The 21,986-nt window shown below is 57.8% G+C and carries 23 protein-coding genes; 17 read left to right on the top strand and 6 right to left on the bottom strand.

Features of this window, described 5'->3' with window-relative positions; genetic code table 11:
- Nucleotides 1-49 precede the first annotated feature (49 nt).
- Together RBB76_RS09975 and RBB76_RS09970 are read left to right on the top strand one after the other, a co-directional pair.
- Nucleotides 50-1,012 carry a LysR substrate-binding domain-containing protein gene (locus RBB76_RS09975; RefSeq protein WP_429632001.1) on the top strand — a complete coding sequence of 321 codons (963 nt, stop codon included), beginning with the start codon at nt 50-52 and terminating at the stop codon, nt 1,010-1,012.
- 22 nt (nt 1,013-1,034) lie between these two features.
- Nucleotides 1,035-1,634, top strand: coding sequence for a hypothetical protein (locus tag RBB76_RS09970; RefSeq protein ID WP_429631999.1), 600 nt, complete (start codon nt 1,035-1,037; stop codon nt 1,632-1,634).
- A gap of 216 nt (nt 1,635-1,850) precedes the next feature.
- Here the strand turns inward: RBB76_RS09970 and dnaA are convergent, their stop codons facing one another.
- Nucleotides 1,851-3,278, bottom strand: coding sequence for a chromosomal replication initiator protein DnaA (gene dnaA / locus RBB76_RS09965; protein WP_429631997.1), 1,428 nt, complete (start codon nt 3,276-3,278; stop codon nt 1,851-1,853).
- Nucleotides 3,279-3,977: 699 nt separating this feature from the next.
- On the opposite strand from dnaA, the gene rpmH reads away from it, so the two are divergent.
- From rpmH to RBB76_RS09935, 6 genes are all read left to right on the top strand, one after another.
- Nucleotides 3,978-4,133, top strand: coding sequence for a 50S ribosomal protein L34 (gene rpmH / locus RBB76_RS09960; RefSeq protein ID WP_123490004.1), 156 nt, complete (start codon nt 3,978-3,980; stop codon nt 4,131-4,133).
- A 373-nt stretch (nt 4,134-4,506) separates the two neighbouring features.
- Nucleotides 4,507-4,656: a hypothetical protein gene (locus tag RBB76_RS09955; protein WP_429631995.1), complete on the top strand. Its 150-nt coding sequence runs from the start codon at nt 4,507-4,509 to the stop codon at nt 4,654-4,656.
- Between the two features lie 139 nt (nt 4,657-4,795).
- Nucleotides 4,796-5,191, top strand: a complete 396-nt coding sequence (gene rnpA / locus RBB76_RS09950; RefSeq protein ID WP_429631993.1) for a ribonuclease P protein component — start codon at nt 4,796-4,798, stop codon at nt 5,189-5,191.
- Nucleotides 5,192-5,195: 4 nt separating this feature from the next.
- Entirely contained in the window at nt 5,196-5,486 is a 291-nt protein-coding gene (yidD, locus tag RBB76_RS09945) for a membrane protein insertion efficiency factor YidD (RefSeq protein ID WP_429631991.1), read from the top strand.
- A 63-nt stretch (nt 5,487-5,549) separates the two neighbouring features.
- Nucleotides 5,550-7,358: a membrane protein insertase YidC gene (gene yidC / locus RBB76_RS09940; RefSeq protein WP_429631989.1), complete on the top strand. Its 1,809-nt coding sequence runs from the start codon at nt 5,550-5,552 to the stop codon at nt 7,356-7,358.
- A 109-nt stretch (nt 7,359-7,467) separates the two neighbouring features.
- The gene (locus tag RBB76_RS09935) at nt 7,468-8,079 is read left to right on the top strand and encodes a protein jag (RefSeq protein ID WP_429631987.1); all 612 of its coding nucleotides are present in this window, start codon (nt 7,468-7,470) and stop codon (nt 8,077-8,079) included.
- A 48-nt stretch (nt 8,080-8,127) separates the two neighbouring features.
- Here RBB76_RS09935 and RBB76_RS09930 read toward each other — a convergent pair whose 3' ends face one another.
- The 5 genes from RBB76_RS09930 to thrS form a co-directional block, all read right to left on the bottom strand.
- Entirely contained in the window at nt 8,128-8,679 is a 552-nt protein-coding gene (locus RBB76_RS09930; protein ID WP_429631985.1) for an SRPBCC family protein, read from the bottom strand.
- A gap of 46 nt (nt 8,680-8,725) precedes the next feature.
- On the bottom strand, nt 8,726-9,634 hold the full coding sequence (locus RBB76_RS09925) for an NADP-dependent oxidoreductase (RefSeq protein ID WP_429631983.1): 909 nt from the start codon (nt 9,632-9,634) through the stop codon (nt 8,726-8,728).
- A gap of 82 nt (nt 9,635-9,716) precedes the next feature.
- Nucleotides 9,717-10,145 carry a hypothetical protein gene (locus tag RBB76_RS09920; protein ID WP_429631981.1) on the bottom strand — a complete coding sequence of 143 codons (429 nt, stop codon included), beginning with the start codon at nt 10,143-10,145 and terminating at the stop codon, nt 9,717-9,719.
- 213 nt (nt 10,146-10,358) lie between these two features.
- Complete coding sequence (locus RBB76_RS09915) at nt 10,359-10,712, bottom strand: hypothetical protein (protein ID WP_429631979.1); 354 nt, start codon at nt 10,710-10,712, stop codon at nt 10,359-10,361.
- A 21-nt stretch (nt 10,713-10,733) separates the two neighbouring features.
- Nucleotides 10,734-12,764: a threonine--tRNA ligase gene (gene thrS / locus RBB76_RS09910; protein WP_429631978.1), complete on the bottom strand. Its 2,031-nt coding sequence runs from the start codon at nt 12,762-12,764 to the stop codon at nt 10,734-10,736.
- A gap of 209 nt (nt 12,765-12,973) precedes the next feature.
- Here thrS and RBB76_RS09905 point away from each other — a divergent pair, with 209 nt between their 5' ends.
- The 9 genes from RBB76_RS09905 to RBB76_RS09865 all read left to right on the top strand — a co-directional run bounded on the left by RBB76_RS09905 (nt 12,974) and on the right by RBB76_RS09865 (nt 21,981).
- Nucleotides 12,974-13,303: a hypothetical protein gene (locus RBB76_RS09905; RefSeq protein ID WP_429631976.1), complete on the top strand. Its 330-nt coding sequence runs from the start codon at nt 12,974-12,976 to the stop codon at nt 13,301-13,303.
- 574 nt (nt 13,304-13,877) lie between these two features.
- A complete protein-coding gene (locus RBB76_RS09900) occupies nt 13,878-15,341 on the top strand; it encodes a bifunctional folylpolyglutamate synthase/dihydrofolate synthase (protein ID WP_429631974.1) in 1,464 nt (487 codons plus the stop codon).
- The gene (locus tag RBB76_RS09895) at nt 15,338-16,204 is read left to right on the top strand and encodes a lysophospholipid acyltransferase family protein (RefSeq protein ID WP_429631972.1); all 867 of its coding nucleotides are present in this window, start codon (nt 15,338-15,340) and stop codon (nt 16,202-16,204) included. Before RBB76_RS09900 ends, RBB76_RS09895 begins: the two co-directional genes overlap by 4 nt.
- A 54-nt stretch (nt 16,205-16,258) precedes the next feature.
- The gene (locus RBB76_RS09890) at nt 16,259-17,038 is read left to right on the top strand and encodes a gamma-glutamyl-gamma-aminobutyrate hydrolase family protein (RefSeq protein ID WP_429631970.1); all 780 of its coding nucleotides are present in this window, start codon (nt 16,259-16,261) and stop codon (nt 17,036-17,038) included.
- Between the two features lie 71 nt (nt 17,039-17,109).
- Entirely contained in the window at nt 17,110-17,712 is a 603-nt protein-coding gene (gene rsmG / locus RBB76_RS09885) for a 16S rRNA (guanine(527)-N(7))-methyltransferase RsmG (RefSeq protein ID WP_429631968.1), read from the top strand.
- A gap of 162 nt (nt 17,713-17,874) precedes the next feature.
- Nucleotides 17,875-18,837, top strand: a complete 963-nt coding sequence (locus RBB76_RS09880; protein ID WP_429631966.1) for a ParA family protein — start codon at nt 17,875-17,877, stop codon at nt 18,835-18,837.
- Between the two features lie 89 nt (nt 18,838-18,926).
- A complete protein-coding gene (locus tag RBB76_RS09875; RefSeq protein ID WP_429631964.1) occupies nt 18,927-19,838 on the top strand; it encodes a ParB/RepB/Spo0J family partition protein in 912 nt (303 codons plus the stop codon).
- Between the two features lie 100 nt (nt 19,839-19,938).
- On the top strand, nt 19,939-21,243 hold the full coding sequence (locus RBB76_RS09870) for an amidohydrolase family protein (RefSeq protein WP_429631962.1): 1,305 nt from the start codon (nt 19,939-19,941) through the stop codon (nt 21,241-21,243).
- Between the two features lie 21 nt (nt 21,244-21,264).
- A complete protein-coding gene (locus RBB76_RS09865) occupies nt 21,265-21,981 on the top strand; it encodes a methyltransferase family protein (protein ID WP_429631960.1) in 717 nt (238 codons plus the stop codon).
- Nucleotides 21,982-21,986: the final 5 nt, after the last annotated feature.

Raw genomic sequence — 21,986 nt, 5'->3', positions numbered from 1 at the left:
CTATTCCGGAAAAATACAATCCATTCCATAACGGAATAGGGAGGTTCGTGTGGACAAATTCGACGCAATGCAGGTGTTCGTCCGGGTGATCGAAAAGGGTAGCTTCTCTGCTGTCGCGAAAGAACGTGGCATCGGTCAGCCTGCCGTCAGCAAACAAATCTCCGCCCTCGAAGACGAGCTTGGCAGCGAGCTGATACACCGCACCTCCCGTTCCATCTCGTTGACGGAGGCCGGTCGTGACTTCTTCGAGTCTTCTTTGCGCATTCTCGACGACTTTGAAAGCGCAACCTCACGAATCGGTCGAGGCCAGACCGCGCCGAAGGGTCTTATCCGAATCACCGTTCCCCCCACCTTTGCCCGTCTCCATATGGTGTCGAAACTTCCGGCGTTTTTTGCGGCCTACCCCGACATGGCAGTCGAGATGGCCGCCTCCGAGAGTCCCACAACAATCGTCGAAGACGGATTCGATCTCGCCATCTACTCAGGCGATCTGCCAGACTCTACTCTGGTCGCACGAAGATTCGCTCAGACGATCATCATTCTCGTCGCCACGCCTCAATACCTCACCCGCTTCGGTGCCCCGGAGTCGCCGGAAGATCTCAGCCATCATCGAGGGATCGTCTTCACCGAACGCGGCACGGTGAAGCCTTGGAGCTTCGGCTCCGGACAAGACGCCAAACGTGTTGTCCCCACCGGCGTCTTTCGAACCAGCGATATCGAACAGATGAGAATGGGTGTCCTCGAACATCTGGGCATCGCCCAGGCGCCCGCGTGGCTCTTCGCTGCAGAGCTTAGAGAAGGTACTGTCCTTCGTCTCCTCACACCATTTGAGCGCACGGTCCCCATCCTGGCCGTCAGGCCCGCCAGCCGTCGTATCTCGACCAAAGTCCGCGTCTTCATCGAGCATCTGGAGCAGACGTTCGCTCTCTGTTCCCAGTTCAACCCGCGATCCAGCGAATCCGCGACATCTGCCCCTTCGCCGAGCAGAACCTCTCGGGTCGCAGTAAAGTAGCTCTATCTCTCAAGGAGTCTTTGTGAAGCCAGCGAACCGAATAGCCTCCACCTTCCTGCTCGTCACACTCACGACCCTCGCCGCATCCGCGCAGACCCCAGCCACACCAACCCAGGCTCCTCCTCCTTTGATCGGTTCCATCGCAACGAAAAGCGACTGGCCCCAGGCTAAGCCCGACGACGTCAGCTCCCCCGAGGCAATCCTCAACGCCGTCTACAACGTCATCTCTGGCCCCAAGGAACAGCAGCGAGACTGGGACCGCATGCGCTCCCTCTTTGTTCCCGACGCGCGGCTCATCCCGGTAACGAGTAATCCAACCACCGGCCACGCTGACGTAGTCGTTCTCACCATCGACGGCTATATCGCCCGCAGCCAGGCTCGCATGACCACCAACGGCTTCTTCGAGCGCTCAATCCACAACGAAATCGAGCAGTTCGGTAATATTGTTCAGGTCTGGAGCACCTACGAGTCCCGCCACAGCCCGTCGGATCCCACTCCCTTCGCTCGCGGCATCAACAGCTTCCAGCTTCTCAAGGACGGCGACCGCTACTGGGTCGTCAATATCTTCTGGGATGCCGAAACTCCTACCAATCCCATCCCGGCCAAATATCTTCCGAAATAAATTTCTTCTTGGGGACTGTCCTGCCGGACGGGCTCCCTGCGCGGGAGGCGGTCACTTCGTGACTTGTGATTGCTTCGCTTTGGCTCTCCCGTTGGTCGGAGTGAAGATTGTGCCGACCAACGGGAGGCTTGATGCAGATCGCCCTGCCGAGACAGGTACACACGCCACGAAGTGGCCGCGCTCCGCGCAGGAGGCCCGTCCGGCAGGACATCAGGGTTAGCTAAGCGTCTCCATCAGCTTGTTGATGGTGCGGTTCAGATCCTTGTCGGCCCGGCGCTGCTCATCGATCTTCGCAATCGAATGCATCACGGTTGTGTGATGCTTACCCCCAAACTGCCGCCCAATCTCGGGCAGGGAAGCCTCAGTCAACTGCTTCGCGAGGTACATCGCAATCTGCCGCGGCACCACAATCTGTCGCGAATTATTCTTCTGCTTCAACTCCGCCACACGCATACCAAACTGCTCAGCCACCGTGCGCTGAATCGTCTCGATCGTAATCTTGCGCACCTGCGTATCGATGAACTGCTTCAAGCACTGCTGCGTGACTGCAAGCGTAATCTCGACGCCATGCATGCTGCACCATGCAATCAGCCGCACCAGCGCGCCCTCAAGCTCACGCACGTTCGTCCTCACGTTGGAAGCAATAAACATCGCAACATCCGTGGGCAACTGCGTCTGTTCGCTCTCGGCTTTCTTCTGCAGAATCGCAACTTTGGTCTCAAGATCCGGTGGCTGAATGTCCGCAATCAAACCCCACTCAAAACGCGACCGAAGACGATCCTCAAAGTCGGCAAGCTCTTTCGGCGGACGATCACTCGCGATCACGATCTGCTTCATGCTCTCGTGCAGCGTGTTGAACGTATGGAAGAACTCCTCCTGCGTCCGCTCCTTGCCAGCGAGAAATTGAATGTCGTCGATCAACAACACATCGACGTTGCGGAACTTGTCGCGGAACCCGGTCATCTTGTCGTACCGGACCGAGTTGATCATCTCGTTGGTAAACTTTTCGCCGCTCACGTAGCTGATGGACGCGTGGGGCTGTCGCCGCTTCACGTCATGCCCGATGGCATGCATCAGATGAGTCTTACCCATACCGACGCCGCCATAGAGGAACAGCGGGTTGTAAGCCTTCGAAGGCCGTTCCGCCACGGCCTGCGCCGCCGCAGTAGCGAACTGATTACCACTGCCGATGACGAAGGCGTCGAACTGATAGCGCGGGTTGAGCTGGGACGCTGCACTCCAGTCAAATCGAGCCTGCTCCGGCGTCGGCCCTGAGACGGAGCTCGCCAATCCGCCCAGGCGCTGCTTGGGCGCGTTCTGGCTGTGGCTTGGCACAGGAGCAAAACCGCCGTCTTCGCGAACCTTGGGCGCCCGCGGATCCTGCTCTGGAGTGGTGAAGGCAACCGTTTCGACGTCGAGTCCGAGATTGTCAATGGCTTCCTGGATAAGGTCGGCGTAGCGATCGCCGATGTGCTGAAAGTCCGTGGAGGGAATGCGCACGAAGAGCTTCTTGCCCTCAAGATGTGAAAACCGAGTCGGCTTGAGCCAGGTCTCATAAGACTGGCGGTTGATCTTCTTCTCAAGAGCAGCCAGAATACGAACCCAATAATTCAGTACGGCGGTAGCCGTCGGAACGAATGACATTCTTTAGTTTCCTTGTCTTGTTTCCTGTTCCAAACCAGACGTGGCACTTACATCAGTCGTGCAGCTTGACACGATAAGCAGCAAACAGAAGTCCATTCCTGCCCCGAAGGACAAGTGAAGTCGGCCTAGCGTTGCCAGAATTCTCTCCGCTGAGTCACCCATTGCGACTTGGTTGCGGAGAGGAGTAGTTCAACATGAATCAGAGTGCGGAACGGCTGGGCGTGCAGAAAAACGTCTTGCGAATCGGGTTCGATAGTAGCACGGAAAAGACGCCGTTTTTCGGTGCTTCGAATCAAAAAATAAAGGTTGCACCATAACAGGTGAAGAACTGAGTAGACGAACAAATACCGTGCAACTGGCGGCTGTTTCCTGAGCCAGTGCAGCTTTCTATCATAGAAGAATTGTGGGACCGATGCGCTTGCGCGACCGGGTTCGATGTCACTTTTATCCGGGATGTTTATACGGTTCTGCTGTAAGTCTCATGCAGTTGCAACGCTCCGATAGAACAGTTCACTTGCTTCGAGGTTCCAATCTTATTTCGTCTTCCGTCGTCCTGGTGAGAAATTTAGAGTCTTCAGTGACACAAACGACGCAGCAAGATGGGCTGTGAAAATCGCGTCCAATCGGGTATACTCAGAGATTGTTGCAACAGCCTAAAAGTTTGAGCAGGTGTTCTACCCTGCGCAGGAGTTTTTTGTCATGCCGAAGCGTACTTTTCAACCCAATCGCCGCCATCGCGCCAAGACCCACGGCTTTCTTTCCCGCATGAAGACCAAGGCAGGCGCCGCCGTCCTCAGCCGCCGTCGCGCCAAGGGCCGTCACAAGATCGCCGTCAGCGCAGGTTTCCGCGACTAGTTCTTTCGAATAGGCCGAGTCAGCCGCGAGTTGGCTACCGGTTTCGAAGTTCTTTATCTTCTTCTGCCATCGCACATCGTGGCTTCTTAGAACTCAGCGAGAGAGAAATTCAAAAGATTTCAGTGGTTCAAACGGACCATCGAGGAGAGCCATCGCTCGCCTTCGATGGCCTGTGTCTTTTTGACGACAGGCTTCCGCCGCCATCTCTCACAATCGAGACAGCTTCTATTCGCGCCTCGACCATTGCCAGCTAAACCCATGTCTATCCGCACATAGGTTCTCCTTTTCTAGGCAACCATCCCTTTGCAATAGGCTTCCTATTCATGGTCGGCTGGTTGTGATGCTCGTCGACAGCCGGCAAAGGAGAATCTTTATGGCGCAGAATATGAATCAGCCAAACCAGGGCAATCAGGGAAACAATCCTTCTCAGGGAAGCAACCAGGGCAGCACGACGACGAAGAAGCCCGGACAAGAGACGACTGTGAAGAGTGGAGACACCTCTTCCTCGAGCAACAAGAAGTAATTCAGCGATTTGAACGAACGACGATTCGTCGAGATGATTGCAAAAAGCCCGCCGGGCCAAGGCGGGCTTCTTTGCGTGGCCCGACAGACGAATCGTTTAGCCGGGCCAGCTTGTATCATTAGAAGAGCTCCTCGACCTGATGACCCCAACTGCAAAACCGATCTTTCGCCTGCGCAAACACGCCGACTATCAGCGCGTATATAAGGGCAGTCGCAAACAGTTTGCGAAACAGATGAGCTACTTCTTCACATTACGGCCACTGCTGGGCCCCGACGGAACTCCTTTGCGCGATGCTTCAGGTCCGCGCGTGGGTCTTACGGTAGGGAAGGTGATGGGAAAGGCCGTTGATCGCAACCGCATCAAGCGGCGCATGCGCGAGGCTGTCCGCAAGAATCTTGCGACACTCAGCACACCGGTTGACGTAGTTCTGCACCCACGCCGGAGCGTGATCGATCTCGACTTTGCGATACTCGAGCGCGAGGTAGGAGCCGTCTTTCGCGCCATTCAAAAGGCTAGCAGTAAGTCTGCGAACTAAGCCGATGAACGACCCTCAACCCAGTCTCGCCGTCCGCGTCGTTTACGGCTTCTACAAAGGAATCGTTTCGCCTGTACTGCATGTCTTCAGTCCAAGCCAGTGCCTCTATCTTCCTACCTGTTCTGAATATGCGTATGTCGCGCTGATTCGATTCGGGGTGGTAAAAGGGTCGTGGCTAGCGCTTCGGCGGATCGGCAGATGCCATCCGTTCGCTAAAGGCGGTTTGGATCCGGTCCCCTTGCGAAGCTCGGATCCCGTCGTGGCCGCACCTATTTCCACAGACCATTTATCATGAAAGGTAGCGTCTCCGGAGTGTGCAGAGGCGGCCTCACGTTTAGCTAAGAATAGGAAGTCTCTTTTGGCAGAGTTCAAAAACCCCAATCAACAGGGCGGCGGCGACAATAAATCGCTCCTCGTCATGATGTTCGTCCTCGTTACGGTCTTCTTTGGCCTGCAGTACTTCCGCGCTAAGAACAATCCGCAAACGGTCTCGCCTAATGCTGCCCATAGTGCACCCGTTGCCGGGGCGGCGCAGACTTCGACGCAACCAGCGGCTTCTACTTCCACCGCTGCCGTAGCGACCGGCTCCGCATCCGGGGTCGCGACGGTACATGCGCAGGCTGAAGCGACCACTACGGTCGAGAATGAGCTCTACCGCATCACCTTCACGAATCGCGGTGGTCAGGTCTTGAGTTGGGTTTTGAAGAAATATAAGGACTCGGACGGCAAGCCGCTGAACCTCGTTCACACTGAGGCCGCGCAGAAGTTTGGTTATCCGCTGTCGCTGTATACCTACGATTCGACGCTGACTTCGGCTCTCAGTAGTGCGCTGTATGTGCCGTCGGCCTCGGGGTCGCTTGCTGCCCCTGCAAGCCTCACCTTCAACTACTCTGACGGCGCCACGACGGTTCGCAAGACGTTCTCGTTCGACGAGACCTATGTGGTGCATGCCGACGTTGAGGTCACACGGAACGGCGCGCCGGTCCGCGCGCTGATCAACTGGCCCGGCGGCTTCGGCGATCAAGACAATGCCTCCGCGTATGCAGGGGCGCAGCTGGACATCGCGCGCAACGGCAAGGAGGAGCACCTTGCTCCGAAGAAAGTCTCCGGCGGCGACACGCTCAACGGGCCCTTCGATTGGGCTGGAACCAGCGACACATATTTTGCCGCGATCTTCCTGCCTGACTCGCCCGACACTGCGACTTTGGCGATGCTGCACAACCAGCTCGACGTGGCGAAGACAATTCGGCGCAACGGACTTGGCTCGGGTGCACCGTCTAAGGGCGCCATTGAAGTGCCAATCCTCGGCGCTGCTCTTGGTGACACCAGCGGCCGCACGCAGACTCGCGTCTATGTCGGGCCTAAGGCTGTGGACGTACTACGCGGCATCCACGCCACGGGCAATACGATGTCGCTCGAACCGTTGCTGGACTTCGGCTTCTTCGGCATCATCGGCAAGTATCTCTTCCTCGCGCTTCAGTTCATTCACAACCACCTTGTTGCAAGCTGGCCTGGCTCTTGGGGTTGGGCGATCATCATACTGACGGTTCTCATCAACTGCCTCATCCTTCCATTCCGCATCAAGACGATGCAAAGTGGACTCAAGATGCAGCGCATTCAGCCGCAGATGGACGCAATCAAGGAGCGCTACAAGAAATACAAAGCGACCGACCCGAAACGCAGCGAGATGAATGTCGAAATCATGAAGCTGCAGAAGGATAACGGCGTCAATATGTTTGGCGGCTGTATCCCTACATTGATTACGCTGCCTCTCCTGTTCGCTTTCTACACGATGCTGCGGTCCGTCGTGGAGCTTCGTCAGGCGCATTGGTTCTGGCTGCCCGACCTGGCAGCGGCCGATCCCTACCACATTCTTCCCATCGTCATGGTAATCAGCCAGTTCCTGGTGCAGTTCTACACGCCTTCGCCGGGAGTCGATCCTCAGCAACAGAAGATGATGGCCTTCATGATGCCGGCTGTGACTGGATACATGACCTGGAACTACGCCTCGGGCCTTGCTCTCTACTGGACGATCGGAAATCTCATCAGTATCGCGCAGCAGTCGGTGATGAATCGCACCAGCCTTGGCCGCGAGATGCGCGAGATCGCCGCCAAACGTGCCCGCCGCAAATCAGGGACACCCACTACCATTTCGGGAAAACGGTAAGTCTTCTTCCTTCTGAACGTCGACTTGTCCATAGGAAAGTGTTACTACTTTCAGAGAATCAAATTCGAAACCTTGGAAACTTCATTGCCCCGAAATCGGTCTTAAGAAAATGACGAACCCCCTAAAAGATCAGGGTAGTGCGGTGAAAGAGATTACTGATTTCCTGAAAGTCTTAGAGGACACAGGAAATCTCGATCTCAAGCCCCACATCCTTGCCTGCAACGGCCACGTGCAACCCAACGCTGATGTGCCAATCGGTGAGACTTCCTCTGTCTCTCCCGCTTCAGAACACTCACCTCTAATCTGCGTCGAGTTTACCGGCACAGATACGCCCCTTCTTCTTGCCCGCAACGGCGAACTTCTCCACGCCATCGAGCACATCGCGGCAAAGATCCTTGGACTCGAACCCGAAGAGCACGACCTCATCTTTTTCGATGCTGAAGGCTTCAAAGCTAACCGCGACAAGGAACTCCAACTTGCAGCGCAAACGGCTATCGAACAGGTTCGCGAGACGGGCCGTCCGTATTCCTTCCCGCCTATGACCTCCCGCGAACGCCGGATGATCCACCTCGCCCTGGCGAAGTCCGGTCTGCCGACGGCCTCCTCCGGCGAAGGCCCCAGGCGCTTCGTCGTTCTCTATCCGGAGGGCCCGGCGCCCACGCCACCGCCTGCGACGGAGGATCGTACCCGCGCCATTCGTAATAGCTTCCGTCGTCGTTAGCGAGGCCGTCGTTAGCAAGGAAGGTTCAGTTCTCACGCATCGAGACGCTCAGCTCTGCGAGCTCGGCATCAGACTGCTTGGCTCCCAGCCTTCTTTCGCAGGAGCTAAGGCCACGGTTACAGACTGTCCATCGAGGTAGCGGTGCCAGTCCTCAGACTCGGCCACTTGTTTGATCCCTCTATTCCGCTCCACCAGGAAGGCGGCAACGTGACGCCTCACCAGGACCTTCGTCGCGACCCGGCCCAGCGCCCCCAATGGAGGAATGAATCGAATCTCATCCCGCATGCGAGTGCCGTCATCCATGGCCGCGAAGTGGTGGTCATGCTCGAAGTGCGAGAACACACCAGAAACCATGACATCGCGAAAGTACGAATAGGGTCGCATCACCGTAACGCGGCTCTTGTGCCGCAGCCTCAAGCCGAGATGCCGGCCACAAAAGGTCACCGTTTGGCCTTCGCTGATCAGGCCGGTGGTTACCCCTTCTATTGCTTGCTCTCGAGAAGAACGCGCCGACGCAACATGAAGATCAATGCTCAGGGAAAGCAGGAAGCAGCGTTCTACAGGTGCATCGATCCAGGTCTCTGAACGAATCGTCTCCATGGGTCTTCACCACTTGCTCTACGGTGTTTGGCATTGCAGAAGTAGATTACGCCAGTAACAATATCTTTCCAATCCCGCCTTTGGCCGCCGCAGCCTGAGCCTCTCCTGCATCGGCCAGCGGAACCATCCTGTCGACCGGAATCACAAACCGTCCAGCGGCCTGATCTTCTGCCAGGGTTCGCAACGTCTTAGGATCCGGCACAGCATAAACCTCCTCGATCTTGACGGTCGGATGCATCTTCGCATTTGCAGGCGGTCCCAGTACTGAGGCGAAGACTCCGCCTTGCTTTACCTTGGCCAGCAACATCTCCGCCGTCTTGCCTGCCACTGTGTCGGCTACCGCGTCGATGAACCCGAGCTTCTCCATTGCCGCAGAGTCATCCAGAGCAAGCACCTGGTTTGCTCCCAGAGTCTCAGCCTGTTTTAGTTGCGACTTTCTCACGCCGGCGATCACAATGGCGCCCGCCTTCTTCGCAGTCCACACCGCTGACCGTCCAACGCCACCCAGAGCGCCCGAGACAAGCACCGTCTGACCAGACTGAATCTTCGTGCCACGCGTAATCAGCTGCTCTCCGGTTGCAGTCACAAGAGGCAGCGCCGCCGCATGGATCAGGTCCAGTTTTTCCGGAACCAGTGCCAGATCTGTCGCCTTTGCCGTTACCAGCTCAGCGTAGGCTTTTGACCCGAAGCCCATCACCTTGTCGCCGGCTTTAAAACCGCTGACCTTTTCGCCTACTTCACGCACAATTCCGGAAAAGTCGACCCCGATGATCGCTGGCAGCTCCAGCGGATAATACGACCTTGCCTCTCCGCTGCGCAGCTTGTAGTCGATGGGATTTACACTGCTCGCGGCCACTCTGATCAACACCTCACCCGGGCCGGCCACAGGGTCGGGCACTGATTCATACTTCAAATTCTCCGGCCCACCATACTCATGCAGGACAATAGCTTTCATCGACACATCCCCCAGGCTAGTGAGATGCGCACCCTGTTCTCGTAGTCATCATTAAAAGACGAATTAAAGTCGCGGCGCAGCCCTAATCCACTAGCGTCTCTTCCGGAAGGTATCTTCGCCACTCCTGACTCTCAGCAACCTTTTTCAGCAGCCTCATCCTGCGCCGCAGCACGCGGGAGATGTACGGCACAAGGATCGTGCGGGCAACAATCCTTCCCGCCCAGGAAAGCGGCAGCGTGAACCGAATCTTGTCGTTCAACACCGTACGTCCATCGATATAGAAGAGGTGATGGTCGTGCTGAAATCTCTTGAAGCGTCCGCGTCCCATCGTGTCCTGAAAAAACACAGGCCGTTCATATCGAGTGATGAGACTCTCGTGCATCTGAGGAAAACCAAACTTCCATCCTGCCCAAAGGAGCTTGTCGCCTTCCACAATCGTTCCCTTGGTCTTGCCTTCGATCGGTTTCATCCCCAGCGTCTTTCCCACCAACTCAATGTTGGTCGAAAGCATGAAACATCTCTCGATCGGAGCATTGATATGAACACTATCGCTAATCGTAAACATCGGTCCCCTGTAGATTGTACCGTCGGTCAGCCTGCCGACTCAATCTAAACCTTTGTGAGCCAACAGATGCAGGGTCTCGGCGGCGTATAGCCTCCAGACTTTCGGCACCTGATAGCCAGGTCTACAATTATGGTTTTTCGAGAATCATATCTCTCGACATCACGTGAAGCCGCGTTCCGCTTCGGCCTTCTGATGACAGCTATGACAAACCAACTGGGTATTCCTTGCAGTATACCCTTCGATTGCTCGAAACCGATCAAGCTCCGCGCCACGTTCCGGCAGCGCCGTCTGACACAACGCGCATAGTCCAAACTGACTCTTCCGCTTCGCCTCTTTCAGCTTGCGTCGTTGCGTCGGTGTCCCGCGCTCGTCGAACTCCAGCCGCTTCAGAATGTATCGCCGCAGCTGAAACAGTCGGTCGCGATCCTCGCCGGCGACGGCAGCAATCTTTGCGCGCAGCTGCTCGAGAATTGCAATCGCTGCTGTGCGATCCTCGTCAGAAAGCGAAGCCATCATCAACTCCCCGGCCAAGACTCAGAGTGCAACCGTCTTTGAGGCGACCAGCCCTTTGGCTCTCTCAATAAAGTCTGCAAGCGCAACACTTCCTTCATCGCCCTTGCCGCGAGTCCGCACGCTGACTGCCTCCGCAGCCGCTTCTTTATCGCCCATCACCAGCACAAACGGCACCTTCTGCAGCGTGAACTCGCGGATCTTCGCATTCATCTTTTCATTTCGTTCATCGAGTTCAACACGCAGTCCCGCGGCTTCGAGCTTCGCCTTCACCGCAGAGGCGTACTCGACATGCTTCTCCGAAATCGGTACGATCCCGATCTGCACCGGAGCCAGCCACAGCGGAAACGCGCCGGCGTAGTGCTCAATCAACACGCCGAAGAAACGCTCCACCGAACCGAAGAGCGCACGATGCACCATCACCGGCTGATGCAACTCGCCGTCTTCGCCCTTGTACTCAAGCTCGAAGCGGGCGGGCAGGTTGAAGTCGAACTGTACAGTCGACAGCTGCCATAGCCTTCCCAGCACGTCTACAAGCTTGATATCGATCTTCGGACCGTAGAACGCGCCTTCACCGGGGATGCTCTTGAAGGCCACACCTCGATTTGTCAGCACTCCCTTCAGAGCCGACTCAGCCTTCTCCCAATCGGCTGCATTGCCCACAAACTCGCCTGCTTTTTTCGGATCGCGCAGCGAGAGTTCTACGCGGTACTCTTCGAACCCGAAGGTCTTCAGTACCACCTCGGCGAAATCGAGGCATCCTTCAATCTCGCTGACCACCTGCTCCGGCGTGCAGAAGATGTGCGCATCATCTTGCGTAAAGCCGCGCACCCGCAACAGGCCATGCATGGTTCCGCTGCGCTCGTAGCGATACACATTGCCAAGCTCCGCGTAACGAACCGGCAAGTCGCGATAGCTCCGCGGCGAGTTCTTATAAATCAGGATGTGCCCAGGACAGTTCATCGGCTTCAGCCGATACTCCGCATCGTCAAGCTCCATCGGCGGATACATATTCTGCGAATAGAAGCCTTCATGCCCGGAGATCTTCCAAAGATCCCGCCGCATGATGTGCGGGGTGTAAACCATATCGTAACCGCGACGGATACACTCTTCGCGCATCCAGTCTTCCATCTCTTTGCGAATCAAACCACCTTTCGGATGCCAGAAGATCAGCCCGGAACCCGCGACCTCTTGAATCGAAAAAAGATCGAGCTGCTTGCCCAGCACACGGTGGTCGCGAGCCTTGATCTCCTCCAACCGCTTGAAGTGCGCGTCAAGATCCTTCGCATTAAAGAATGCAGTGCCATAGATGCGTTGCAGCTGCTGGTTCTTCTCATCACCCAGCCAATACGCGCCCGCGACCGAAGTCACCTTGAACGCCTTCACGCGACCCGTCGAAGGAACATGCGGCCCACGGCAGAAGTCCACAAATTTTCCATTGCGGTACAGCGAGATCTCGTCGCCAGGTTTTGTAAACTTCTCGATGAAGTGAACCTTCATGAACTCGCCCTGTTCGGCGTAGTCCTTCAGCCCCATCTCACGTGATTCCTCCTCGCGCATAAACTTCTCATCGCGCCCAACAACTTCCGCCATGCGTGCCTCAATCGCAGCGAGATCCTCATCACTAAACGGCGTCTCGCGGTACACGTCATAGAAGAAGCCCGAATCCGTCGCCGGTCCATGCCCAAGCTTGGTCTCGGGAAAGAGTTCGAGAATCGCCGTCGCCATGACGTGAGCCGCGGAGTGCCGCACCACCTTCAAAGCAGCCTCGTCGCTCTCCTTCAGCAACTCCAGCGCGACATCTTCCATCAGAGGCGTGGCCAGATCCACCAGCCGCTCTCCGCCTTCCGCTCCGCCGTACATTGCGGCTTCCGAGGTCTCTTCAGTCTCGGTCGCCCCCGTTGCCACCGACGTCAGCGGGCGAATCCGCGCCACCACGACTGCTGCAGCCAGCCGCGGCGAAATGCTCGTCGCTACGTCATAGGCTGTCGTACCGCGCGAAACCTCGCGCACTGAACCATCCGGAAGCTGAATCTTGATCGTCTGCTCGCTCACATCTTCAAGAATAGATGGTTGTCATAAATTGCGTCGAGACAGGTCCTCGTAGACCGATGGCGGACAGACCCTCCGCCGGTCATTGACAAGAGAGTTACTACCGAACCATACCGTCGGACAACCGTGCTATAGCCCGTTCCAACGACTCAGGCTACGGTAGTGATGTTTGGTGTCCAGATATACGGGCAATTAGTCCACAGGACGACAACATGCAGGTTTTACTCCGAAGATCCGAATTCCGACAGGACATCCACTGTCCCGTCTGCGGTCAGGGCTTCCGTCTCTACTGGGAGCTAGCTTCTTCCCCCGAACGTGCCACCATGCGCTCCATCGTCCTTGGAGAACTTGGCGACCATCACACCCCTGAGCAAGGCGGCGAAAGAACTGCAGCAGCCCACCCCTTCGATCTCTTCCGCCTGCCCGGCTGGACTGGCTCTCCCAAATTCACCAGGACCGCTATGTTGGCAGGTCCCGCAAAAAGAACTCCCAGCGAGATCTCCAAAGTCGTCATGATCTCCAGGAAGAGGCAAGAGAGATAGCTCTTTAGCCCTCTTGCCGCAACCCAACCCAAGACTGTTTGGCGGGCAGCTATAGCTGTCCGCTTTTTTTTGCCTCTAAATGAAGGCAGTCTCCAAACCATCGAACAAGAAAGCTAATCACGTGAATCAAACCCACCGACCAAAACAGAAGGACCGCACCCCCATGGGCAACGGTCCTGTTTTGTTTATCGGTTGCTGTTGTTGTTTCAGTTAGGCAATTTCTGGAAGGCTCTTCATGGTACGTTCTGCGGGCATATGATTCCTGAGCCAGACATTCGCCCTCCACCGACCAAAAAACGGGGCTACGGCGACCATTGCAAACGCGATACCGAGTGCTACACGCATAACATCTCCTTTTTTCCTCTGGGCCTTTCGTAGCCCTTCGAGGTTTGAACCGGCAGTCTAAAGTGCAAAACATTGCATGTTGCAACTGTTGATACCCCACTATCCGCCCGTCGAACCTCCCTCGATATCCCACCTTGGTGTTATCGGCGGCACGACCGTGTAAGAGCAGTGCCTCCCCGTCTCCACCCGCCAAACTACTCAAATCCAAGCAATCGCCTAAAATAACCCCATGTCTTACGCCGCAGCGGTCGATCACCTCTACGCTCTGGGCCACGAGCTTGCCCCTGCAACGCCCAACACCCCCCGCCGAAAGTTCGATCTCGCCCACATGCGAGTCCTCGCCGGAGCCCTAGGCAACCCGCAAATCACGTTTCCCTCGGTTCTGATCGCCGGAACCAACGGCAAGGGCTCCACAGCCGCCACGCTGAGCAGCATCCTCACCGCGGCCGGCTACCGTACCGGCCTCTACACCTCGCCCCATCTCGTCCGCGTAAACGAGCGCATCCAGATCGACGGACACGAGATCTCCGACGAAGACTTTGCCCGCCTCTACTTCCATGTCGACGAGTCCGCCCGCCTCCTCGTCGATTCCGGCGACCTACCCTACCCGCCCAGCTTCTTCGAGGTCCTCACCGCCGTAGGTTTCCTCTACTTTGCCGGAGAGCGAGCCGCGCAGGCCGAAAAAACCCCGGTAGACATTGCCATCCTCGAGGTAGGCCTCGGGGGGCGTCTGGACGCCACCAACATAGTCGACCCAATCCTCTCCATCCTCACCGACATCGCCCTTGACCACCAGGACTACCTCGGCAACACCATCGCCGAGATCACCCGAGAAAAAGCCGGCATCCTGCGGCCAGGCGGCACCCTCATCACGCTCCCCCAGCATCCCGAGGCCAATCAGGCCATCGGCGAGGCCGCTGCCACCCTCAATCTCCGCGCAATCAACGCTGCCAGCTACATCCCCCGCCAGACTCCAGTCATTCCACGTCACGACCTGGAAGCGCGCAGCTCCGAAACAGCGACACCCCTCCCGGCCAATCATTACGCGGTCACGCTCGACGGAGACAACCTCGAAGTCAACTCGCCGCTCTCCGGCCATCATCAGCAACGCAATATTGCCCTGGCAATCGCGGCAGCCGCCGAGCTACGTAACCTGGACAGTTACAAATTACCCAGAGAAAGCAACCAGTACGGTTACAATATCTCCAAGGCCCACATCGAAGCGGGAATTCGAAACACGCAGTGGCCCGGGCGGCTTGAGCTCCTGGCCTTCCCCAGCGGTCCAAGCCTCCTGCTCGATGTAGCGCACAATCCAGCCGGCGCCTGGACCCTTCGTGCCGCCATCGCCCAGCTTCCCGAAGCCCAGCCTCGTACCCTCCTTTTCAGCTGTCTCCGCGATAAGGATCTCAACGAGATGGCCCAGATCCTCTTTCCTCTCTTCGACCCGTCTTCCGGTGACCCCGAGCGCCGCAAAGACCACATCGTCTTCGCCCCCATCGACAATCCCCGCGCTGCCGCTATCGAGGATCTCCTTGCCGCCGCACATGCCCTCGACATCCCGGCCCACGCCGCCCCTCATCTCGCCGCTGCTCTTGCCCAGGCTCGCGCCGTAACCCCTGCCAATGGCCTCATCATCGCCACTGGCTCCGTCTATTTAGTAGGCGAGATCCGCCGCCTCGCCGGAGAACTATGAACGACTCCTTGGCGGACGGCGCAGCAACAAACAAGAACGACAGCGCTTCACAATCAGCCGAACCGAAGCCGTCGCCTACATTGACTGTCGAGGAGCCCACTGATCCCTATCCCTTCACGTCGAAGCAGCCACCCTTCGTCCTCCGCTGGCTGTCTTACCTCGTTGCCATCCCTCTTATAGCTCTCGCCACTGCAGGTTTTGGCTGCATCTCCCTCCTGGCGGGCCTGTGGGACAAGTCCGGCCGCCAGCAGCACGCCATCGCTCGACAGTGGGCGCGCACGCTGCTCCTCATTAGCCTCTCTCCGGTCAAAATCATAGGTCGTGAAAAACTCCACGAACACGAAACCGCGGTCTACGCCTCGAATCACCTCAGCTACATGGACACCCCGGTCCTTTTTGCCAAACTCCCCTTCCAGTTCCGCATCCTCGCCAAGCAGTCCCTCTGGAAGGTTCCGTTCATCGGCTGGTATCTCAACCGCTCCGGCCAGGTCCCCGTGGATTCCCAAAGCCCTCGGTCCCTGGTCGCCAGCCTGAACCGCGGCGTTGCGACCGTCAAACAAGGCCTCCCGCTTGTCCTCTTTCCTGAAGGTGGCCGCGCAGCCACCGGCCAGCTCCAGACGATGATGTCCGGCTGCGCCTACATGGCCATCAAGGCCCAGGTCCCCCTCGTCCCCCTGACTCTTATCGGAACCTACGAGCTCCTCCCGATCCACGTCTACGCGCTTCACCCACGCCCCATCTTCATCGTGGTAGGCGACCCAATCCCCACCGTGGGCCTAAGTACCCGAGACGCCGATACCCTCACCCAGCGACTCTACGGATCCATTTCAACCACCTACTCCCAGTACTCCCAAAACGGCTAACGCGCCAAGATGTTCCACGTGGAACACGGCAGTAAGTCGTATGATTAATCTGCCATGAAGCCCCGCATCGCCATTCCCGTCCCTACGAGCACTGACCTCACCTACAACCAACGCTCCTGGCCTCAGTACGCCGCAGCCGTAGAGCGAAGCGGCGGCCTTCCAGTCGAAATTCCAATCGACGCCACCCCCACCGCCGTCGCCAATCTCATCAACACCTGCCAGGCCGTCCTCCTCCCAGGAAGCCCCGCCGACGTCAACCCGCAGAAATATGGCCAGGAACCGATTCCGGAGTGCTCTCCCGCCGACGCTGCCCGGGAGAATGTGGACGAACTCCTCATCCAGGATGCCCACAACCTCTATAAACCCATCTTCGCGATCTGCTTCGGTCTCCAGTTCCTCAACGTCTGGCGCGGAGGCACCTTGGTGCAGGATCTCTCGATCCTCCCCGTCAATCACGCCGCCGGCAGAGGCGTAGCGATAGCCCACTCTGCCGCAATTGCCCCCGACTCCCTGCTGGGCTCTCTTCTCGACTCAACCGAAGCGCCCGAACAAGACGACTTTCTTCGCCTCCCCATCAACTCCAGCCACCACCAGGCGATCGGCATCCCCGGAGACGGCTTCCGCGTCGCCGCACGATGCCCACAGGACGGTGTCATCGAAGCGGTAGAGGGTGGCCAGGCCAGCGAAGGAGCCAGGTCGCACTTCGTCCTTGGCGTCCAGTGGCACCCCGAGCGCAGTTACGACATCAGCCAAAGTTCCCGGACCCTCTTCGACCGATTCGTTGCGCAAGCTGCGGCCTGGACCCCACGCCCCATCCACACCTCCGTCGCCTGAGCCTCTAAGCCAAACCTAGCGACGTTCCACGTGGAACATACCCCATTCCTCTCTGAGATACTGATACTCCTATGCCAACGCTCTCAGAGGCCAGAATCGCCACCATCCTGACCCCATTTCTCCAGTCTCCCCCTCCCAATATCCTCCCAAAGCTCTCCGCCTACCTGGAACTTCTCCTCAAGTGGAACGCCCGCACCAACCTGACCGCGATCCGGGATCCCGAAGAGATCATCCGCCGCCACTTCGGAGAAAGCCTCTTCGCAGGCCTCCATCTGGCCTCCGAAGCCGATACATTGCTCGACTTTGGATCCGGAGCCGGTTTCCCTGGCCTCCCCATCGCCATCCTGCGCCCCGAGATCACCGTAACCCTTGCCGAATCCCAAAACAAGAAATCAACCTTCCTTCGAGAGGCAGTCAGAACCCTCGGCCTCAAGGTCGAAATCTGGGCAGCCCGTGTCGAAACGATGCCACAAAGCTTTCATTTTCACACCGTTACCCTTCGTGCCGTAGACAACATGGCTGCCGCCCTGTCCGCTGCCGCGCCCCACGCCAGCAAGGATCTCCTTCTCCTGGCAGGAACCCCACCAAACCCTCCTCCGGGGTTCACCTTTCAAAAACCCCTCCCTATCCCCACCACCCAATCCAGCATTCTCCTCCGCGGGACCCGCGATTAACCGTTCCACGTGGAACAAAGATTTCCACACCGGCCCTCCCGAAACCCCTCAATCTAGGCCCTAAATCCCGTATCCCACAAGTTCTCCACAGCCGCTGCTCGTTCTGCACAGACCACTCCCATTGCCACCTCGGCCTCAGCCCGATACCCTTCAACTACCGCAATGACGACTGAACAACTCACACCCAAGTCTGACGCCGCATCCGGCTCCGCTGACCAGAAATCCCCCCCGAAGGCCTCCAAGGTCATCGCCGTCGTCAATCAAAAGGGCGGGGTCGGCAAGACCACGACCGCAATCAATCTCGCTGCCGCGCTCGCCCTCGAAGGCCTGAATACGCTTCTCATCGACTGCGACCCCCAGGCCAACTCCACCGGTGGCCTCGGCTTCGCGCGGGCAAAGGACGGCGAAGACTCCCGCCTCAGCATCTACGACATTCTGGTCGGCCAAACCACCATCGCCGAAGCTCTCCTCTCCACTGACATCGACTCCCTGAAGCTCATTCCCAGCAGCAAAAACCTCATCGGAGCCACCATCGAGCTCATCGCCCTCGACCGTCGCGAATTCAAGCTCCGCGACGCCATCGAGCCCATCCGCGCCGATTACCCCTTCATCCTCCTCGACTGCCCCCCCGCGCTCGATCTCCTCACCCTGAACTCGCTCGTCGCCGCCGACAGCCTCCTGGTTCCCATGCAAGCCGAGTACTTTGCTCTTGAGGGCATCTCCGAGCTCATGAGCACCCTCGACCGCGTCGGCCAGGCCTTCAATCCGGGCCTCGTTCTCGAGGGCGTTCTCCTCACCATGTACGACGACCGCACCAACCTCTCTCAGCAGGTATCGGAGAATCTTCAAGCCTTCTTCGACGACAAGCTCCTCAAAACGACAATTCCTCGCAATATTCGTCTTGCCGAAGCCCCCAGCCACGGCAAACCCGTTTCACTCTACGATCCCAAGTCACGCGGTTCTGAGGCCTATCGCGAGTTGGCACTCGAGCTACTCTCTCGCAACAACATGGCCAGTCCCGAAGAAAAGCGACGCAAAGCAGCCGCCGCTGCCGCAGCCAGCGCTCTCAAATCATTCAACAAACCAGAAAAGAAGCCTCGCTTCTGGCAATCGAAGCAAAGTTAAAAAGCCACGGAGTGGCCGCCCCCCGCGCAGTGGGCCCGTCCGGCAGGACACACAAGCAGTTCAGATAAATCACTAAGAAAGCCACAACCATGCCAACCGCCACAGCAGATCCCAAACGCCGCGCCCTGGGCAAGGGCCTTGAATCCCTCCTCCCCCAGCGTCCAGCCGCACCACCAACCCCGCCGCCACCAGTAGCCGAGTCAACCGGCAAGCCCCTCGAGATCCCTCTCGACCAGATCGACCGCAACCCCTATCAAACTCGCAGCCAGTTCGACGAGTCCAAGCTATCCGAACTTGCGCAGTCCATCGCCGCGTCAGGCGTAGTGCAACCCATCGTCGTTCGCCCACTTAGCGGAGGTCGATACCAGCTCATCACCGGCGAGCGCCGCTGGCTGGCCAGCAAAAAAGCAAACAAGGCCACTATCCCGGCCATCGTCCGCCAGGTCTCCGACGAGCAGACGCTCGAGATGACCATCGTTGAAAATCTCCAGCGCGCCGACCTCAACCCCATCGAGCAGGCGCGTGCCTATCAACGCCTAAGCAACGACTTCAAGATGACCCAGGAGCAGATGGCTATCCGCACCGGCAAAGAACGTGCCAGTGTAGCTAACTTCCTTCGTTTGTTGCGTTTACCAGATTCCGTCCAACAAAAAGTAGAATCCGGCGACCTCTCTTTCGGTCACGCCCGCACCCTCCTTGCGCTCGATTCACCCGAAGCGATCATATCCGCCGCTCAGAAAGTCATGGCCCTGTCCATGTCCGTCCGTCAAACCGAAACCTATGTTCAAGGTCTCATCAACCCCGAGGCGAAAGAGAAAAAGGAGTCCAAGGCTGACGCCCAACCCGAGGATCCCAACGTGCGCGAGGCCCAGGATCGCCTTCGCCGCACTCTGGGCCTCAAGGTTCGCATCGAGGACAAGAACGGCAAGGGCCGCGTCATTATCGAATACTCCGGCCTCGAAGACTTCGACTCCATCCTCACCGCGCTAGGCGGCAACTAGCCTCCCGAATACGCCGTACGTTACGATCACTCACTCATAAATTTCACGCCGACCATTTCAACACGCCGAGATTCTCGAAGACACGTCCAGGAGACTGCACATGCGTAGCGCGAACCACGTGAAACATTATCTGTTCCTTGTTTTGTTACAAATTGCAGCCTTCTCTGCTGTCGCACAAACAGCCCCCCGCACTCTCCTGCGCACCGGCCATCTGCTCGACGTAAAAACCGGCGCCGAACCCGCAGATCAGACGATCATCGTCACCGGCGACCGCATCACCGCCACCGCGCCCACAGCTTCTACGCCGAAGCAGCCAGGCGACACCGAGATAGACCTCACGCATTACACTGTGATGCCTGGCCTCATCGACGTCCACACCCACCTCACCGGCGCCTCCGCGAACTTCGATCCCTACTTTGAACTCTCGATGACGCCAGCGAAAGAAGCGATCATCGGTGTCGAAAACGCAAAGGTCACGCTCGAAGCAGGATTTACCACCGTCCGCAACGTCGGTGCGAACGACTTCACCGACGTCGCTCTCCGCGACGAGATCAACGCAGGCCACATTCCCGGCCCGCACATGCAGGTCTCCGGTCCCCCACTCGGCATCACCGGCGGACACATGGACGAGAACCTTCTCCCGTACGAATTTCACTACCACGCGGAAGGCGTAGCCGACGGCATCCCTGCCGTTCAGCATCAGGTCCGTGAAAATATCAAGTACGGAGCCGACCTCATCAAGATCGGCGCCACCGGCGGCGTCCTCTCAAAAGGCGACGATCCTCAAGCCTCGCAGTACACCCTCGAAGAGATGCAGCCCATCGTAGCCGACGCGCACCGTCTCGGCCGCAAGGTCGCCGCTCACGCCCACGGCGCACAAGGCATCCTCTTCGCCACCGAAGCCGGCGTCGACTCCATCGAACACGGCAGCTACATCAATGACGAAGACATCGCGCTGATGAAAAAGAAGGGAACCTACCTCGTTCCCACGGCCTATCTCATCGACTGGGCCCGGCAGTATGCCAACCTTCCACCCTTGTACGCGCAAAAGATGAAAGACGTCAGCGTAGTCGAGAAAGCCAACATTCGTCACGCCATCGAATATGGCGTAAAAATCGCACTCGGTACCGATGCCGCCGTTTATCCGCACGGACTCAACGCACATGAGGTGGACGTCTACGTCAATCAGTTTGGTATGTCACCCTTGCAAGGCATCCAAACCGGCACCATCAACGCAGCGGACCTCATGGGATGGACCGACCGCGTCGGCACGCTCGAACCCGGCAAATGGGCCGACATCATCGCCATCGATGGCGATCCGCTCAAAGACGTCAAGATCCTCCAGCACGTCAACTTCGTCATGAAGTCAGGCATCGTCTACAAAGACGAAACTCACAAGCAGTAGGAAAGAAATTCTAGAACCAACATGAAAGCAACAGCGCTGGAGTTCCGTCTCCGCTTCCTTCTGGGCGTCATCATCTACCTGCTAGGCTTCATCGCCCCGTGGAACATCTTCCTGCACCTCGACTCCATTCGCACGTGGCAGTTCCTCGCGGCGTGGCCTGCGCGCAGTGGCTGGCTCGGCTTCAGCGCTGCAACCATCGCGGTCCTCATCCTCGGTATCCTCTTCGCGCTTCTCGGAGCAGTTCTGCGCACCTGGGCCTCAGCCTACCTCGACCCATCCATCGTCAAGGCTGGCACAATGCATGGTGACAACGTGATGGCGGACGGACCATATCGTCATCTCCGCAACCCGCTATACCTCGGCACCTTCTTCCACACCTTCGCGCTCGCGCTCCTGATGCCGCCCAGCGGAGCCATCTTCTGCATTCTCGCCATCGCCTTTATCCAGCTGCGTCTCATCCATGCAGAAGAATCTTTTCTCACCGCAAAACTCGGCGAACCCTACCTCGCCTACTGCGCCAGAGTCCCTCGCGTCTTCCCTTCACTCACTCCGCGTGTCCCCGCATCCGCAACAAAGCCCACCTGGCTCAAAGCCTTCTTCGCCGAGATCTACATGTGGGGTGTAGTCGTGTCCTTCGCGGCGCTAGGCTGGCGCTACAACTCAGTCCTCATCATCAAAGGCGTACTTATCTCACTGGGCATCTCGCTCATCATCCGCGCCTTCCTCCCGAAACGTTAAAAGAA

The organism is Tunturiibacter psychrotolerans (assembly GCF_051013365.1).
GTDB classification, from domain to species: Bacteria; Acidobacteriota; Terriglobia; order Terriglobales; family Acidobacteriaceae; genus Edaphobacter; species Edaphobacter psychrotolerans_A.
This window is presented reverse-complemented; position numbering and strand designations above follow the sequence as displayed.